The sequence below is a fragment of the Nocardia albiluteola genome (assembly GCF_018860155.1).
GTDB classification, from domain to species: domain Bacteria; phylum Actinomycetota; class Actinomycetes; order Mycobacteriales; family Mycobacteriaceae; genus Nocardia; species Nocardia albiluteola.
In genome coordinates, this window is the sequence record NZ_JAHKNI010000004.1 from 455,895 (window position 1) to 470,482 (window position 14,588).

12 protein-coding genes and 2 pseudogenes are annotated in these 14,588 nt (G+C 67.6%); 11 read left to right on the forward strand and 3 right to left on the reverse strand.

Going from position 1 to position 14,588, the window contains the following annotated elements:
• Nucleotides 1–12 precede the first annotated feature (12 nt).
• The 3 genes and pseudogenes from KO481_RS15200 to KO481_RS15205 form a co-directional block, all read left to right on the forward strand.
• Nucleotides 13–3,261, forward strand: a pseudogene (locus tag KO481_RS15200) (DUF6531 domain-containing protein); the annotation flags it as partial.
• Between the two features lie 113 nt (nt 3,262–3,374).
• Nucleotides 3,375–3,501, forward strand: a pseudogene (gene proA, locus KO481_RS44750) (glutamate-5-semialdehyde dehydrogenase); the annotation flags it as partial.
• 183 nt (nt 3,502–3,684) lie between these two features.
• Nucleotides 3,685–4,026 carry a glycine zipper domain-containing protein gene (locus KO481_RS15205; RefSeq protein ID WP_215917744.1) on the forward strand — a complete coding sequence of 114 codons (342 nt, stop codon included), beginning with the start codon at nt 3,685–3,687 and terminating at the stop codon, nt 4,024–4,026.
• Between the two features lie 123 nt (nt 4,027–4,149).
• Here the strand turns inward: KO481_RS15205 and KO481_RS15210 are convergent, their stop codons facing one another.
• From KO481_RS15210 to KO481_RS15220, 3 genes are read right to left on the reverse strand one after another with little or no spacing between them, the layout of a single operon-like run.
• Entirely contained in the window at nt 4,150–4,623 is a 474-nt protein-coding gene (locus KO481_RS15210) for a YbaB/EbfC family nucleoid-associated protein (protein ID WP_215917745.1), read from the reverse strand.
• Nucleotides 4,624–4,634: 11 nt separating this feature from the next.
• Nucleotides 4,635–6,350 (reverse strand): alpha/beta hydrolase, encoded by a 1,716-nt coding sequence (locus KO481_RS15215; RefSeq protein ID WP_215917746.1) that lies wholly within the window; start codon nt 6,348–6,350, stop codon nt 4,635–4,637.
• Nucleotides 6,350–6,607, reverse strand: a complete 258-nt coding sequence (locus KO481_RS15220) for a hypothetical protein (protein ID WP_215917747.1) — start codon at nt 6,605–6,607, stop codon at nt 6,350–6,352. The genes KO481_RS15215 and KO481_RS15220 overlap by 1 nt, the downstream gene beginning before the upstream one ends.
• 334 nt (nt 6,608–6,941) lie before the next feature.
• Between KO481_RS15220 and KO481_RS15225 the strand changes: the two genes are divergently transcribed.
• The 8 genes from KO481_RS15225 (at nt 6,942) to octT (ending at nt 14,586) form a co-directional block, all read left to right on the forward strand.
• Complete coding sequence (locus KO481_RS15225; protein ID WP_215917748.1) at nt 6,942–7,814, forward strand: AAA family ATPase; 873 nt, start codon at nt 6,942–6,944, stop codon at nt 7,812–7,814.
• A complete protein-coding gene (locus tag KO481_RS15230) occupies nt 7,814–9,265 on the forward strand; it encodes a vWA domain-containing protein (RefSeq protein ID WP_215917749.1) in 1,452 nt (483 codons plus the stop codon). The genes KO481_RS15225 and KO481_RS15230 overlap by 1 nt, the downstream gene beginning before the upstream one ends.
• 76 nt (nt 9,266–9,341) lie before the next feature.
• On the forward strand, nt 9,342–11,300 hold the full coding sequence (locus tag KO481_RS15235; RefSeq protein ID WP_215917750.1) for a tetratricopeptide repeat protein: 1,959 nt from the start codon (nt 9,342–9,344) through the stop codon (nt 11,298–11,300).
• Nucleotides 11,297–11,470: a hypothetical protein gene (locus tag KO481_RS15240; protein WP_215917751.1), complete on the forward strand. Its 174-nt coding sequence runs from the start codon at nt 11,297–11,299 to the stop codon at nt 11,468–11,470. Before KO481_RS15235 ends, KO481_RS15240 begins: the two co-directional genes overlap by 4 nt.
• Nucleotides 11,471–11,539: 69 nt before the next feature.
• Entirely contained in the window at nt 11,540–12,172 is a 633-nt protein-coding gene (gene nadD / locus KO481_RS15245; RefSeq protein WP_215917752.1) for a nicotinate-nucleotide adenylyltransferase, read from the forward strand.
• Between the two features lie 4 nt (nt 12,173–12,176).
• On the forward strand, nt 12,177–12,560 hold the full coding sequence (gene rsfS, locus KO481_RS15250; protein WP_215917753.1) for a ribosome silencing factor: 384 nt from the start codon (nt 12,177–12,179) through the stop codon (nt 12,558–12,560).
• A 45-nt stretch (nt 12,561–12,605) separates the two neighbouring features.
• Nucleotides 12,606–13,265 carry a histidine phosphatase family protein gene (locus KO481_RS15255; RefSeq protein ID WP_215917754.1) on the forward strand — a complete coding sequence of 220 codons (660 nt, stop codon included), beginning with the start codon at nt 12,606–12,608 and terminating at the stop codon, nt 13,263–13,265.
• Nucleotides 13,266–13,824: 559 nt separating this feature from the next.
• Nucleotides 13,825–14,586: a diglucosylglycerate octanoyltransferase gene (gene octT / locus KO481_RS15260; RefSeq protein WP_215917922.1), complete on the forward strand. Its 762-nt coding sequence runs from the start codon at nt 13,825–13,827 to the stop codon at nt 14,584–14,586.
• Nucleotides 14,587–14,588 lie beyond the last annotated feature (2 nt).

The following is a 14,588-nucleotide window of genomic DNA, read 5'->3' on the forward strand; positions in this document are numbered from 1 at the left end:
CGGGTGGTTCAAATGCCCGATACCGCTGCACCACAATCACTTCCACATGGCAACGCTGATCATTCACCGCACAGCCGAGCCGCCGCCGACCAGGGCGCTCACGAAGAAGCCTTGACCTCCGGCGCCGCCCGCAACCGTACCGAGCACGAGAAAACTGTCTCCGACAACCATGTCGACCTCGCTACGGGTGAGCTCTTTCTGGCGCAGACCGATGTCGAGCTACCCGGTGTGCTGTCACTGGTATTGCGGCGCACGCACTGCTCGAATTACCGGTTCGGGCGGTGGTTTGGTCCGTCGTGGTCGGCGACGCTGGATGTGCGACTGGTGGTCGAGCGCGAGGGGGTGACCTTCCTCAGCGAGGACGGTGTCATGCTCGCGTTTCCGCACCCTGGAGACGGCGTCGCGGTGCAACCGATTACCGGCGTGCAGCGGTGGACGCTGACGCACACCGAGGTCGGCGCCTATCAGTTGTGGGATCAACGCCGGGAACTGATTTGGCATTTCGCGCCCGAGCCGGGACTGGGCGGTGAGGAGTCTCAGCTCGGGAACTATGCGGTGTCGGCGATCACCGACCGGTTCCGCAACCGCGTCCGGTTCCATTACGACAGACGCGGTGTGCCGGTGGAGGTTTCACATTCCGGTGGATACCGGGTGTTGATCGATACCGAGTCCGGACGGGTTACGCGGCTGTCGGTACACGACCGCGGTTCGGTCGTTCCGATGCGCGAATTCGCCTATGAGGCAGGTGAATTGGTTACTGAAACCAACGCCGTTGGTGCGAGCACACAGTACACCTACGACGAGCATCGGATGACTGCGTGGACGGACTCCAACAGCAACCAGATGGTGAACACCTACGACGATTCCGGGCGTGTGGTGTTCCAGCGCGGCATCTTCGGCGTCCTCGACTGCGACTTCATATACGCCGAATTCCCCGACAACACTGGTTCTCTCACCACTGTGATTGATTCTCTCGAGGCGGTCACCCGTTACGGCTTCGACCACGATCTACAGTTGCGGGATCTGGTCGACCCTGGCGGCGGGCACACGCACCGTGACTACAACGTCGACCGCCGCCCGTTGAAGGTCATCGGCCCCGATGGCGCGCTTACCCACTATCGCTACACCGCCGACGGTGACATCGCGCAGATCAGGCGGCCCGACGAGCATGCCCTGTCGTTCGAGTACGCATTCCGCGGGCGGCCGACAGTGTGCACCGATGTCGACGGCAGTGTGCGCCATCAGGAATGGGATGGCTCGGGCAACCTCATTGCGGTGACCGATCCCGCCGGAGCCCGCACCGAATACCGGTACCATCCCAATGGCGCTGTCGCCGAGGTGATCGGCGAGGGTGGTGTTCGAACCATGATTGAAGTCGACGGGGCCGGGCTGTCGACGCGGATCACCCATCCCGCGGGCGCGGTCACCAGCGTCGATCGTGATGGGTTCGGTCGCCCGGTCCTGAGCATCGATCCCCTCGGCGCGCAGATCCACTACGAGTGGTCGGTTGCAGGAAAGCTGCTGAGCCGCACAGATTCTGACGGGCACACGGAGTCGTGGTCTTACGACGGGGAAGGCAGTCTGCTCACCCACACCGACCGCGCCGGGGGACTGACTTCGTTCACCTACGGACCGTTCGCCCTTCTCGCCTCCCGAACCGACCCCGACGGCTCCACCACCGACTTCCGCTACGACTCGCAGCGCCGTCTCGTCGGTGTGATCAACCCACTGGGCCAGCGCTGGAGCTACGAATACGACCTCGCCGGGCGACTCATCGCCGAAACCGACTACAGTGGCGTGGTCACGCGCTTCACTTACGACCGGAATGGGCGCGTCGCGACGACTATCGCCGACACCGGCGTCACCGTTCATCACAGCTACGACCTCCTCGGCCGCCCGATCGAAACCATCGCCGACACAGGAGAATTCGTCAGGTACACCTACGACCCGGCTGGGCGCGTCCGCACCGCCACCTCCGGGACCGGCGACGAGATCGGGCACACGTTGGCCTTCGGCTACACCGTGACCGGCGAGTGTGCGGCCCAGCAGCTCGACGACGAGCCTGCCATGCGGTACGAATACGACTCGCAGGGACGGCCGACCCGACGAACGAGTCCCAGCGGTGCTGTCACATCGTGGAAGTACAACTCCGCCGGCCACATCCGAAGCATGGATACCGACGATCATTGTGTGGACTTCTCGTATGATCCGCTCGGCCGTCTTACCGGATGGCGCGTCGGTGAAATCGATTGCAGCAGAGCTCACACCGAATACGGATGTGTTTCCGAACAACAGGTCATCGCATTCCCCGCGGTGTCGCTGAGTCTAGACCTGGGGTCGGGCGACCGTCCCGACCCGATGTCGATACGCCGCGACGAATACTCCTACCGCCCGGACGGATACGTCACCGCCCACAGGAGCGATGGCACCGGGGCCGAACCGGTCGAACGGCAATACACCCTGGACCCCGTCGGCCGGGTGACCGCTGTCTCACGGAACGGAATCCCCTCCACGGCATACCAATACGATCCACTGAGCAACATCGTCGCCGCGACTGTTCCACACGCCACCGCCGGTGACACAGGGCTGGTGTTCGACGAGCACGGCAGCCGAGAGTACCGCGGCAACCTGCTCATTCGTGCCGGTCACACCCGCTACCACTACGACCGGTCCGCGCGGCTCATTCGGAAGGAAAGAACCCACCGGTCGCGGGAAACCGAAGCCTGGCACCACCGCTACAACGCATTCGGCCAGCTCACCGATGTGTGGACTCCCACCCGGCAATGGTGGCACTACACCTACGACGGCCTGGGGCGTCGCGTCACCAAACTTCTCCTCCGAACCGATGGAACCGTCGTCGAAAGCGCCGACTTCACTTGGGATGGAATCCGTCTGATCGAGCAGGAAACAGAACACTCGATCACCCGGTGGAACTACGAACCCCACACCTTCGTGCCCGTCACGCAGACTACGGACCGGGCGGGTGTCGTCGACCGCGAATTCCTCGCCGTACTCACCGATCCCACCGGTTCACGAACAGACCTCATCGAGGCCGACACCGGGCAGATCGCGGGTTCTGCGGAAAGCGACCTGTGGGGGCAAATCGTCTGGCACGCTGGTAACAGCACACCGCTGCGATTCCCGGGCGGGTTCCACGATCCCGAGACCGGCCTGCATTACGACGATCAGCGTTACTACGATCCTGGGACCGGTCGATACATCACTCCGGACCCGCTCGGTCGCGATTCGAGTCCGAATCCTCTCGTCTATCAAAACATTCCCCGATTGCCGACAATAGTCACCGCCTCCGACGTCTATGCGTTTCTGGGCCTTTGCGGCATGCCTGACCAGCGCCCGGTCCAGCTCGGATGCCGGAAGGATTCGGCTTCGGCACGGAATTCGGCACCTGGACTCGGAAGCTGCCCGCCCGCGGTGGCGCTACCGGAACTGACCTCCACCAAGTGGATCGTCTGGGGAGGCGGGCAGATTCGTCCGGTGTAGGTGGGTGCGGCAGATCGTGAAAATCGATTAGGTGCTGTCGAAACAGGGCGAAAGATCCTGTCCCGCACTACTGTCGATTACGGCTCGAAAAGTGGCCGGGCACTTGTGCTTCTGTGGGGGCCGGTGCTGACAGTTAGTGTGTTGCGCCCTCGGTGACCCGAGGGTTGGAAAGGTTGGAAACGAATGATTCGAAATGCCCTGGTCAAGTCCGGTCGAGTGGTGGCGTTGAGTGCCCTGCCGCTGGCTGCCGCGGTGGTCTTCGCGGGTGCGGCCTCGGCCGACACCGGTACGCATGCTCCTGTGGCCGCGCCCGTCGCCGCCGGAATTCCGCTGCAGCCCGGCGATATTGCCACGAACCCCAAGGCTCAATACCCCAGCCCGGTGCTGAACGGTGCGGCGGCCGGTGCGGCGATCGGTTCGGCCGTTGGTTCGGCCACCGGTTCGGGCGGCCCCATCCTCGGCGGTCTGATCGGCGCGCTGGTCGGGGATCTCAACCCCAATGTGATCCCCCAGGTTCTTCCCTGACCCGGTCGGATTAGTTCGGGGGCGGCGGCTCAGCGCGGGGTGAGGACGATGCGTTGATCGCCAGGGGTGCGCGAGTCGCCGCCCTCGGCCACGATATGCCGTGGCCGTGTCGTTCACCAGCTTTCACCAGCTGGATTCGAGAGTTTGCTTGCCAGAGGGGAGTTCGACGACGTCGACGAGGGGGCCAACCGCCGCCGGATTGTCCCAGCCGGTAGAGGTTTCCGTGGCGTCGGCGTCCTGTTCGGTTGCGGAGGAATCGAATTCGTCCTCGACGGTCAGTCCCGCGGCCGCGAGCTGGTTGGTGAGCGCGGCGGCGTACCGGTCGTCGCTCAGGGCGCGTTCGAAGCCGGTGGCGGTTTCTCGGGCGAGATCGCAGGCCGCGGTGTGGGCGCGGACGATCTCGGTGGCCAGATCCGGCAACCCGATACCGGCGAGATCGTCCGCGAGGGTCAGATTGCGTATGCGGCCCGTGGCGTCGACGGTGACCGCTATCGCGCCGTCCAGGGATTCTCCGCGGCAGCGGATAGCGGCGATGCCGCGCTGAACCTCCGCGGCTCGCGCCATCATTTGCTCCAGCGCGGTGTCCGTATGTGCCATGTGGCCCATGGTCAGTCGACCTTGTTCGGCTGGTTGGTGATCAGGGCGCCCACGTTCTGTAGTGATCGGACGGGTGTGTTGCCGTTGATGTCGAAGTAATGACTGTGCGCCGCCGAGCTGTATCCGTCCTCGTACCAGGACCCCGAAGGACCGGGATCGGACGCGAACTTCCGGCCCCTGAAATCCCCTGCGGCCGGGTCGACTCCCAGCGGGCCCTCCGGATCGACATGACTGCCGACGTGGGCACCCACGTAACCGAGGACGCTCGCGCCGACGGGGCCGCCGACCACCCAACCCAGCACGCCTCCGGCCGCGCCGCCCCCGAGGATCCCGTCGGTGTGCGAGAACACCGGAACCATGTCGTTCGCCGCGCGCGTCGCCCAGACGTGTTGGCTCACTTGGTCTTGCGGTACGCCGGTGAGGTGCAGATCGCTTGCATGGTCGACCGTGGTGCCGGGGCTCGCGATCAGAACCACCTGGTCCGCATCGAGAGTGCGGCCATGGCTCGCGGCGTCACCGATGAGGGTGGTGCCGTAGCTGTGGCCGACGACAGTGTTGAAGGAGGGGGCTCCGTCGTGCGAGGCACGCAGACCGCTCTGGAAACTGTCCAGTGCTGGCACGCCGGCGTCGGCGTAGGAGCTGCGCGTGGCGTCCAATTTCGACTGAGGCGCGTTGTAGCCGTACCAGCAGACCACCGAGGTGCTGCCGGGAGCGCCACTCGCGGCCATCAACATATGCTGGCTGTTTCCCATGCCGCTGTGGATCTTCGACAGCTCCTGCCCCGTGCCGGGAACGTAGGTGGCAACGTACTGCGCGGTGTCGGGGTTCTGGAGGGCGATCGCGCCGTGACCTTGCGCGTCGATGTGCAGCAGGTAGGGGTCCGGGTTGTGCGGGTCGTTCAGGGCGGCGGCGACGGCCAGGTATCCGTCCTGTCCTGCGCCGCCCTGGGCCTGCAATTGCGTCAGATACAGGCGGTTGTAGTGGTCGCGGTCGACGCTGGGCATGCCGTCGATGTTGCCGATGGCCGGATCGGCGGCGGCCAGCGCATCCTTCTCGGCGGGAGTCAGCGTGACCCACCAGTCGTGGAACTGTTTCGGATCGGCGGCGTGGAAGATTAGTGTCAGCCCGGCGCGGAGTGGCTGGAAGCTCGCCGGTAGTGGCTCTGCGTTGGGGTTCTTCGCCAGTGCGGCGATCGCCTGGCTGGCATCGGAAATAGCGATGGCGGCAGCGGCGTCGAGCTCGTTGAAGCTGGCAACCGCGGGAACCAGATGGGACTCGATTTCCCTGGCTTGTTCGTCGGCGGCGGCCTGCGCCATCAATTTCACCATGGTGGTCAAATCCGGATTCGCCGGGCTGGTGATGGGCCGGAAGATCGTCGGCGGCGTGACGTGGCCGTCGGGCGCGACCGTGCATCCCGCTGCCTTGGCCTGGTCGTCGTAGGTCACGACGGTCTGGCGGGCCGGGCCGAGGGCGGCCGCGGCATTGCCGAGCGCCTCGATCTGCGCATCGACCGCGGTGGCGAGGGCGCTGCCCGCGAGATGGTTGGCCAGGCTCGTCGCCGATGCCGCGGCCGCGCCGTCGCCTTTCCAGCTGCTCATGGTGTCGTCGACACCGCGGCGCATCTGGTCCAGGATCGAACTGAACGTGCGGTTCTTCGTGGTGAGGGTCTTCGACGTCGTTAGCAGGGCCTCCGGATTCGTGGCGCGAATCTGGTCGACGGTCGCCATCAGGCCGCGCCCCGGTCGTAGTTCGCGAGTGCGGTGGAGTTCTCGGTATCCATCGCGTGGTAGTCCTTGATGCCGGCGATGCACGCGGAGGACATGTCTTCGATCGCCCGGGAGATCTGCGCGTATCCGGCCAGGATCGGATCGGCGAGGCTTCCGGCCGCCGTACCGGTGGCCGTGTCCTTCATTGCTGATGCGGCCGCCGAGGCGTCTTCGCGGGGATTGATCACCGCGATGGATTTGGACTGAAAGCTCAGCATTGTGGCCAGTGGCCCCAGAACAGCTGTATCGACTTGCACGACGATCCCCCCGATTGTCCCTCGCATTGCACAGGTGCATCGCTCGAATTCATTGTCCAGCACCGAAAATCGTTGACAACTCCACCTTAGAGCAGTAAGCGGATTCTTGAACATCCGCCTGCCAGCGGATGTTTGCACGCGTTGCGGCCGACCCGGGACCGGGCCCGTCGGTGCCCGGCGGGTGGGTTGTGTACCGTTGATCGTGGGCTTTACGGTGCATAAACGCTTGTGCCCACCGCCCCGTGCCCGGTAGAGCTGAGTGTGAGTGGCGGCGGTCCACTCCGGAGGAGGACCTGTGCAAACCGTGCACGAACCGATCTTCACCTCGGTCGACGAGGTGATCGACCGGCTGGCCACGACCGGGTATCTGGCCGACAAGGCGACGGCCACCTCGGTGTTCCTCGCGGACCGGCTCGGCAAGCCGCTGCTCATCGAGGGGCCCGCGGGTGTGGGAAAGACCGAGCTGGCGCGGGCGGTCGCGCAGGTTGCCGGCGCGGAGCTGGTCCGGCTGCAGTGCTACGAGGGCATCGACGAGGCGCGAGCACTGTACGAGTGGAATCACGCCAAGCAGATTCTGCGCATTCAGGCTTCCAGCGAGAACGGCTGGGCGGAAACGAAATCCGACGTGTTCAGCGAGGAATTCCTGCTCTCGCGCCCGCTGCTGACCGCGATCCGGCGCAGTGACCCGACGGTGTTGCTGATCGACGAGGCCGACAAGGCCGACGTCGAGATCGAGGGCCTGATGCTGGAGGTGCTCAGCGATTTCGCGGTGACCGTGCCCGAGCTCGGCACCATCACCGCCACCCGCATGCCGTTCGTGGTGCTCACCTCCAACGCCACCCGCGAACTGTCCGAGGCGCTCAAGCGGCGCTGCCTCTACCTGCACATCGACTTCCCCGGCGAGGAGCTCGAGCGCCGGATCCTGGCCAGCCGGGTACCCGAGCTGCAGCCCTCGGTGGCGGCGCAGCTGGTGCGGATCGTGCACGTGCTGCGCGGGATGCAGCTCAAGAAGCTGCCCTCGGTGGCGGAATCCATCGACTGGGGCCACACGCTGCTGGCCCTGGGCCTGAAGGATCTGGACGACAACGCCGTGCGCGCCACCCTCGGCGTGGTGCTCAAACACCGCAGCGACCACCAGCGCGCGCTGGCCGAGCTGAAGCTGGCCTGATGTTCGGCGGCAGATCCCGTCCGCCGGCCGTCCGCACACCGGCCGACCTGCCGGACAATGCCCCGCACGGGCTGCCCGGACATCTGGTCGGATTCGTGGAGGCGTTGCGCGCCAAGGGAATCCCCGTCGGCCCCTCGGAGACCGTGGACGCCGGTCAGGTACTGACGGTGCTGGATCTGCTGGATCGCGAGATGGTGCGCGAGGGCCTGGCGTGCGCGCTGCTGCGCCGCCCCTCCCAGCGCGCCACCTTCGACGGGCTGTTCGACCTGTGGTTTCCCGCCGCGCTCGGCGAGCGCACCGGCGCGGACGAGATCGAGATCCCGCGCCGGCCGGACGGCGAGGTCGACATCCTCGAGCTGCGAAAGATGCTCGCGGAGTTGCTCGTTGCCGATCCGTCGGGGGAACGCACCCGCGCCCTGCAGGAGCTCGCGGCGCAGATGGTCGAACAGATGGGGCAGTACCAGTCGGCCGGTGGCCCCTCGTTCTCCGCGTACCAGACCCTGAAGGACGTGCAGCCGGAACTGCTGGTCAGCAAGCTGCTCGCGGGATTGGCTGCGGGCGTGGATGATTCGGACTTCGGCTCCGAAATCGCGCGGCGCGCGGCGCGTTCGCGGGTCAAGGAGTTCCGCGCCACGGTCGAGGCCGAGACCAGGCGCCGCGTCGCCGAGCGGATCGGGCGCGAGCGGGTGGCCTCCTACGGCGTGCAGCGCCAGGCCGAGGACGCGGACTTCCTGCGCATCTCCGAGAACGAGCTTGCCGAGCTGCGACGCAGCAGCCAGCGGCTGGCCCGCGTGCTGGCCTCGCGTCTGGCCGCCCGCCGCCGTCGCGCCCGCCGCGGCGAGATCGATCTGCGCCGAACGCTGCGCCGATCGATGTCCACCGGCGGCGTGCCGATCGATCTGGCCACCCGCAAGCCGCGCCCCGGCCGCCCGGATCTGGTGCTGCTGTGCGATATTTCGGGATCGGTGGCCGGATTCTCCAGCTTCACCATGCTGCTGGTGGACGCGCTGCGCGAACAGTTCTCCCGGGTACGCATTTTCGCGTTCGTGGACCGGGCCGACGAGGTCACCCACCTGTTCGACCAGGTCACCCCGCTGGATCAGGTGACCCGGCGCATCTTCAGCGAGACGAAGGTCGTCGGCATCGAGGGGCACTCCGATTACGGTGCGGCCCTGGACGGATTTGCCGAAGGCTGGCCCGACGCGGTCACCAGCCGCACCTCGCTGCTGATCCTCGGCGATGCCCGGACCAACTACCGCGACCCCGCGCTGGACACGCTGCGCCGGCTGACCGAGACCGCCAAGCACGCCTACTGGCTCAATCCCGAGGCGGAGAAGGCGTGGGGCACAGGAGATTCCGCGGCACGTCGGTACGCGGAGATCATCGAGATGTACGAATGTCGTTCGGCGCGCCAGCTGACCGCGGTCGTGGGGCAGCTGCTGCCGGTGTGAGGGCGGCCGCACGGCGCGCCGGCGGGTATTAGGTTTTCTTAAGCGCACGGCAGGGGAGCGTGGTGACCATGCTCGCATGGATACCGCGGAGATCCGGCACGCGCTCACCAGTGCCCGTACCGTACCGGACGGCAGTGGCCGCACCCGCCGCCTCGAGGCGCTCGCCGACGCCGCGCGCGACGGCGCCGACCGGCTGGCCGAGGCGGAGGTCCTGCTGGACCTCGTCCGGGCGTACACCTATGCGGGGGAACGGGACCTGGCACCGTCGGCCTTCGACCGGCTGCTGCGCGTCTTCGACGACAATGCCGGCGCGGTGGGCGCGCTGTCGCATTCGGTGCACTGGTACCTGAAGTGGATGACGCACAACCTCATCGACAATCCGGCGGTGTCGCTCACCACCGTGTACCACTGGCTCGATGAGCTCGAAAGGCGATACCGTGCAGCGGAATACAGTATGCGACCCGTGCTGAAGCTGCGCTCGGCGCTGGCCCGCAATCTGGGCGATTACGAGACCGCCGCACGGCTGCGCGAGGAGTCGCTGGCCGCCCCGCGTGACACCATGACCGATTGCGAGGCCTGCGAATGCCATTGGGCGGGAACGTTGTCCGTGGCAATGGGCGAGGATCGGGATGCGCTGGAGCGCTGGGCGCCGGTGCTCAACGGCAGGCGGCGCTGCGCCGAGGAGCCGCATCGCATCCGGGCGCACGCCCTGCTGCCGCTGGTCCGTGCCGGTAGGGTCGGCGAGGCCCGCAGCGCGCATCTGACCGGATATCCGCTGGTCCGTGACAAGCCCGGGCTGCGGTACGCGGTCGCGCAGCACATCGAGTTCTGCGCCCTGACCGGCAACGAGGCCCGCGGCCTGGACATCCTGGCCGAACACGCGGGCTGGCTCACCGACGCGGGCGCCGATGCCGATCTGCGTCTCGAATTCGCCACCGGGGCAGGGGTGCTGCTGCGCCGGCTGGTCGAGCTGGGGCACGGCGATCTGCTGGTCGGCAGCCGGACGGCGGGGTCCGTCCTGGCCGAGCTGCTCCTCGAGATCGACACCCTGTGCAACCGGTACGACACCCGCAACGGCACCGATGCGGTCAGCACCGCCATCCGGGCGCGCCTGGTCGCGGCGCCGCTGCTGGACCGTCTGCCGCTCGGCATCAAGAGCTCCACGTCGCTGCGGCCGGTCGCGACGCACCACGCGGATCCGTCCGCCGAGGCGGCGCGGTGGGCCGGCCGGCTCGGCGAGCTCGCCGCGGCCCGGCTGGCGGCCGACCCGGCCGGCGCCGAGCAGCGCCTGCGGCATGCCTTGAACGTCGGGGCGCGAGTACTCTCGCCCGAGCAGCTGGCTCGGCTGAGTTCGCTACTGGTAACGGCGATCTCGGTGCAGCCGGGCCGGGAATCGGCGCTGGCCGACGCGGCCGTGACCGCGGCCTGGCGCTGGGAGACCCTGTCCGAGGCCGACGCGGTGCATCACGCCCTGGTCGCCGCCCGCGCCTGCCATCGCGCCGGGCGCCACGGTGAGGCGGCCGCGCTGTTCGAACAGCCCCTCTCGCTCGCACCGGCGGAGCCCGGCACCGACATTCCGTATCCGCCGTCCGAGATCGCGCTGATTCGAAGGCAATTCGGGGAATCGCTGAACGGTCTGAACCGATATCCCGATGCTGCAGCGCAATTCACCGAGGGTGCCCGGCTGGTCCTCGACACCCCCGCGCATCGTGAGTTGCATGCGGAGCTCGAGCACGCCGCCGCGGCGGCGCTGTCGCTGAGCGGCCGCGACGCCGATGCTCTGGCCGCCTACCTGCGCGCCGCCGAGCTGTTCGATGTCCTCGATCGGCTCGCCGCGCGCGCCCGGTGCCTGCGCGCGGCGGCATGGCTGCAGTTCTGGGGCGAATCCCGCGAGCAGGGGCTGGGAACCATGCGGACTCTGCTCTCGGATCTCGTGCTGCGTGCGGAGGCCGCGCCCGCTCCGGAGGTCGATGCCGAACTCGTGCAGACCCGTCGCCAGCTCGAGGCCATGCTGGACGAGGAGCGTGCCGAGTGACCCGCCTCGCGGTGGTGCTGACGGTGGCCGCCCTGATGGCTATCGCCCTGTGCACCGGGTCCGGTTCGGCGACCTGTGCGGCCGCCGGCTCGCCGCACCACCATCGCACCTCGGTCGTGCGCGTGGAGCGCTGCGCCGCCGCCGGGTTCCGGACCCTGGTGGATCGCTGACAGCCCGTCTCCGCCGTCGGGGGGCGCGGTAACGGGGGGTTCGTACACCGCCCAGTAAGCTCGACAGCCGTGCAAGAAACAGGCCGGCGCAAACTGGGCGTGATGGGCGGAACGTTCGACCCCGTCCACCATGGGCATCTGGTCGCCGCCAGCGAGGTCGCGCATCGTTTCGATCTCGACGAGGTCATCTTCGTGCCGACCGGGGAACCCTGGCAGAAGGCGGGAAAGCAGGTCAGTCCGGCCGAGGATCGCTATCTGATGACGGTGATCGCCACCGCCTCCAATCCGCGGTTCTCGGTCAGCCGGGTCGACATCGACCGCGGCAAGACCACCTACACCGTCGACACGCTGCGTGACCTGCAGGCACAGCATCCGGATGCGGAGCTGTACTTCATCACCGGTGCGGACGCGTTGTCCAACATCCTGACATGGCAGGATTGGGCGGAACTGTTCGAACTCGCGAAGTTCGTCGGGGTGAGCCGTCCGGGATACGACCTGAATATCGAGGACCTCGAGAAACACCTTCAGGACAGTCCGGACGATGCGGTGACCGTGATCGAGATCCCGGCCCTGGCGATCTCCTCGAGCGAGTGCCGCCGCCGCGCGTCCCAAGGCCGGCCGGTGTGGTACCTCGTTCCGGACGGGGTCGTGCAGTACATATCGAAACGGCACCTCTACGTGCCGGGGAGGAACGGAAGGTAGGCCTATGACAGCATCCGCCGAGGCAGCGCAGATGGCGCAGGTGGCTGCGCTCGCGGCCGACGAGAAGCTGGCCACCGACGTGGTCGTGCTCGACGTGTCCGAACAGCTGGTGATCACCGACTGCTTCGTCATCGCGTCCGCGCCCAACGAGCGTCAGGTCAACGCCATCGTCGACAACGTCGAGGAGAAGCTGCGGCTGGCCGGGCACAAGCCCGTGCGCCGTGAGGGCACCCGCGAGGGTCGCTGGGTGCTGCTCGACTACGTCGAGGTGGTGGTGCACATCCAGCACAGCGACGAACGCGATTTCTATGGGCTGGAACGGCTCTGGAAGGATTGCCCGGCGATTCCGGTCGACGGGATAGGGGAATCCGGGACTCCCGGCGAGTGACCGCCGGTCCGCGCGCGGGAGAATTTTCGGACAGATATGGAACCTATGAGTAAGCACGCGGGCGTGCGCCGGTTGATCCTGTTGCGGCACGGTCAGACCGAATGGAACGCCACCGACCGCATGCAGGGCCAGTACGACACCGAGCTGAGCGAACTCGGCCGCCGCCAGGCCAAGGTTGCGGCCCGCGAGCTGGGCGGGAGCGATGCGATCGCCCTGCTCTCCTCGGACCTGCGGCGCGCCTATGACACCGCCGCTGCGCTGGCCGAGTGCAGCGGCCTGGACATCGTGCCTGATCCGCGGCTGCGCGAGACGCTGCTGGGTGAGTGGCAGGGCCTGACGCATGTCGAGGTGGACGCGCGGTGGCCCGGGGCCCGCCAGCGTTGGCGCCTGGATGTGAATTTCACCCCGCCCGGCGGCGAGAGCAAGGCCGAGGTGGGCGCGCGGGCGCTGCCGGTCGTGCGGGAGCTGTTCGCCGCGCGCGCGGACTGGCCCGGTCGTACCATCATCCTGGTCGCGCACGGCGGGTTGATCGCCGCTCTGACTGCCGCATTGCTCGAGTTGCCCCCCGCGAACTGGCCCGTCCTGGGTGGACTGGCGAATACCAGCTGGGTGCAGCTGAGCAGCCACGGTCCGAGCATCGAGCAGCCCGGGTGGCGGCTCGATGTCTGGAACGCGGCGGCAAAGGTAGCACCTGATGTCCTCTGAAAAGTCCTCCCCGAACGACCGGGACGAGCCGGCCCGGCAGGTGTCGGACGAATTGCTTCGCAAGGCGTCCGAGGGACCGGTACGGCACCTACCGGACGCACTGTTCGGCGGCCCGGGCCCGGCGCAAGAGCCGGCGTCCGGCGGTGAGGCGTCCGCGTCGCGCGGTGACGCCGCGCCCGACGGCGGCGACGGACCGGCTGCCGCGGGAGCCGAGCACGGTGTAGCCGTATCGGATGAACTGCTGCGCAAGGCATCCGAGGGTCCCGTGCGGCACCTGCCGGATCTGCTCTTCGGCGGCTCGGTGCCGGAACCGGCCGCATCGCAGCAGGATTCGGTCGTGTCTAGCGCGGACCGATCCGGTGGGGCGGCGGCTCCGGAGGAGGCCGAGGGGGATACCGGTCCGCCGGGGACGTCCGCAGACGAGCCCGCGACCGCCGGATCGGTTGCCACATCCTCCGCCGCTTCCGGTGGGGTCGCTGCGTCGGATGTGCTGTCCGACACTGCCTCCGGCGATGAGTCGCCGGTCGCGAACAATGATTCGGACGTGACGCCGCCCCTCGTGGCCTCCGACGTATCGGGTCCGCGGGACACCGGGGATGCCGATGATCCCGAGCCCCGGCCGGTCCTGTTGGTGCTCGCCGACTCGCTGGCGTATTTCGGGCCCAAGGGCGGATTGCCCGCCGACGATCCCCGCATCTGGCCGAATCTGGTTGCGGCGGAGTTGGATTGGGATGTCGAGCTGGTCGCCCGGATCGGCTGGACCTGCCGGGACGCGTACTGGGCGCTGATCGGCGACCCGCGGGTGTGGGCGGCGGTGCCGCGTGCGGGCGCGGTGGTATTCGCAACCGGCGGAATGGATTCGCTGCCCTCGCCCCTGCCCACCGCGCTGCGGGAGCTGATCCGCTACGTGCGGCCGCCGGAGCTGCGGCGAGTGGTGCGGGACGGGTACAACTGGCTGCAGCCCCGGTTGTCCAGGCTCGGTCGTCCGGTGGCGCTGCCGCCGAGGGTGAGCGTCGACTATCTGGAGCAGTCGCGCACTTCGCTCGCGCAGCTGCGGCCGGAGCTGCCGATCGTGGGTGTGCTGCCGTCGGTCCACGACTGCGAGGCGTACGGCCGCGTGCACACGGGCCGCGAGCCCGCGGTGCGGGCGCTGCGCGAGTGGTCCGCGAAAACCGCTGTGCCGCTGGTGGATCTGGGCGATGCGGTGCGCGACAATATCTTCTCCGGTGAGTCGAATCCGGATGGGATCCACTGGGGTTGGGAGGGGCACACCGCCGTCGCGCGGGCCATGGTGAAGGCGATATCGGAGGTGCGGTCCTGAAG

Coding starts and splice junctions, on each gene's coding strand:
- KO481_RS15220 (WP_215917747.1), bottom strand. CDS start 6,607: ATGCTGAGCTTTCAGTCCAAATCCATCGCGGTGATCAATCCCCGCGAA.
- KO481_RS15210 (WP_215917745.1), bottom strand. CDS start 4,623: ATGGCACATACGGACACCGCGCTGGAGCAAATGATGGCGCGAGCCGCG.
- KO481_RS15255 (WP_215917754.1), top strand. CDS start 12,606: ATGAGTAAGCACGCGGGCGTGCGCCGGTTGATCCTGTTGCGGCACGGT.
- KO481_RS15205 (WP_215917744.1), top strand. CDS start 3,685: ATGATTCGAAATGCCCTGGTCAAGTCCGGTCGAGTGGTGGCGTTGAGT.
- KO481_RS15235 (WP_215917750.1), top strand. CDS start 9,342: ATGGATACCGCGGAGATCCGGCACGCGCTCACCAGTGCCCGTACCGTA.
- rsfS (WP_215917753.1), top strand. CDS start 12,177: ATGACAGCATCCGCCGAGGCAGCGCAGATGGCGCAGGTGGCTGCGCTC.
- KO481_RS15230 (WP_215917749.1), top strand. CDS start 7,814: ATGTTCGGCGGCAGATCCCGTCCGCCGGCCGTCCGCACACCGGCCGAC.
- KO481_RS15215 (WP_215917746.1), bottom strand. CDS start 6,350: ATGGCGACCGTCGACCAGATTCGCGCCACGAATCCGGAGGCCCTGCTA.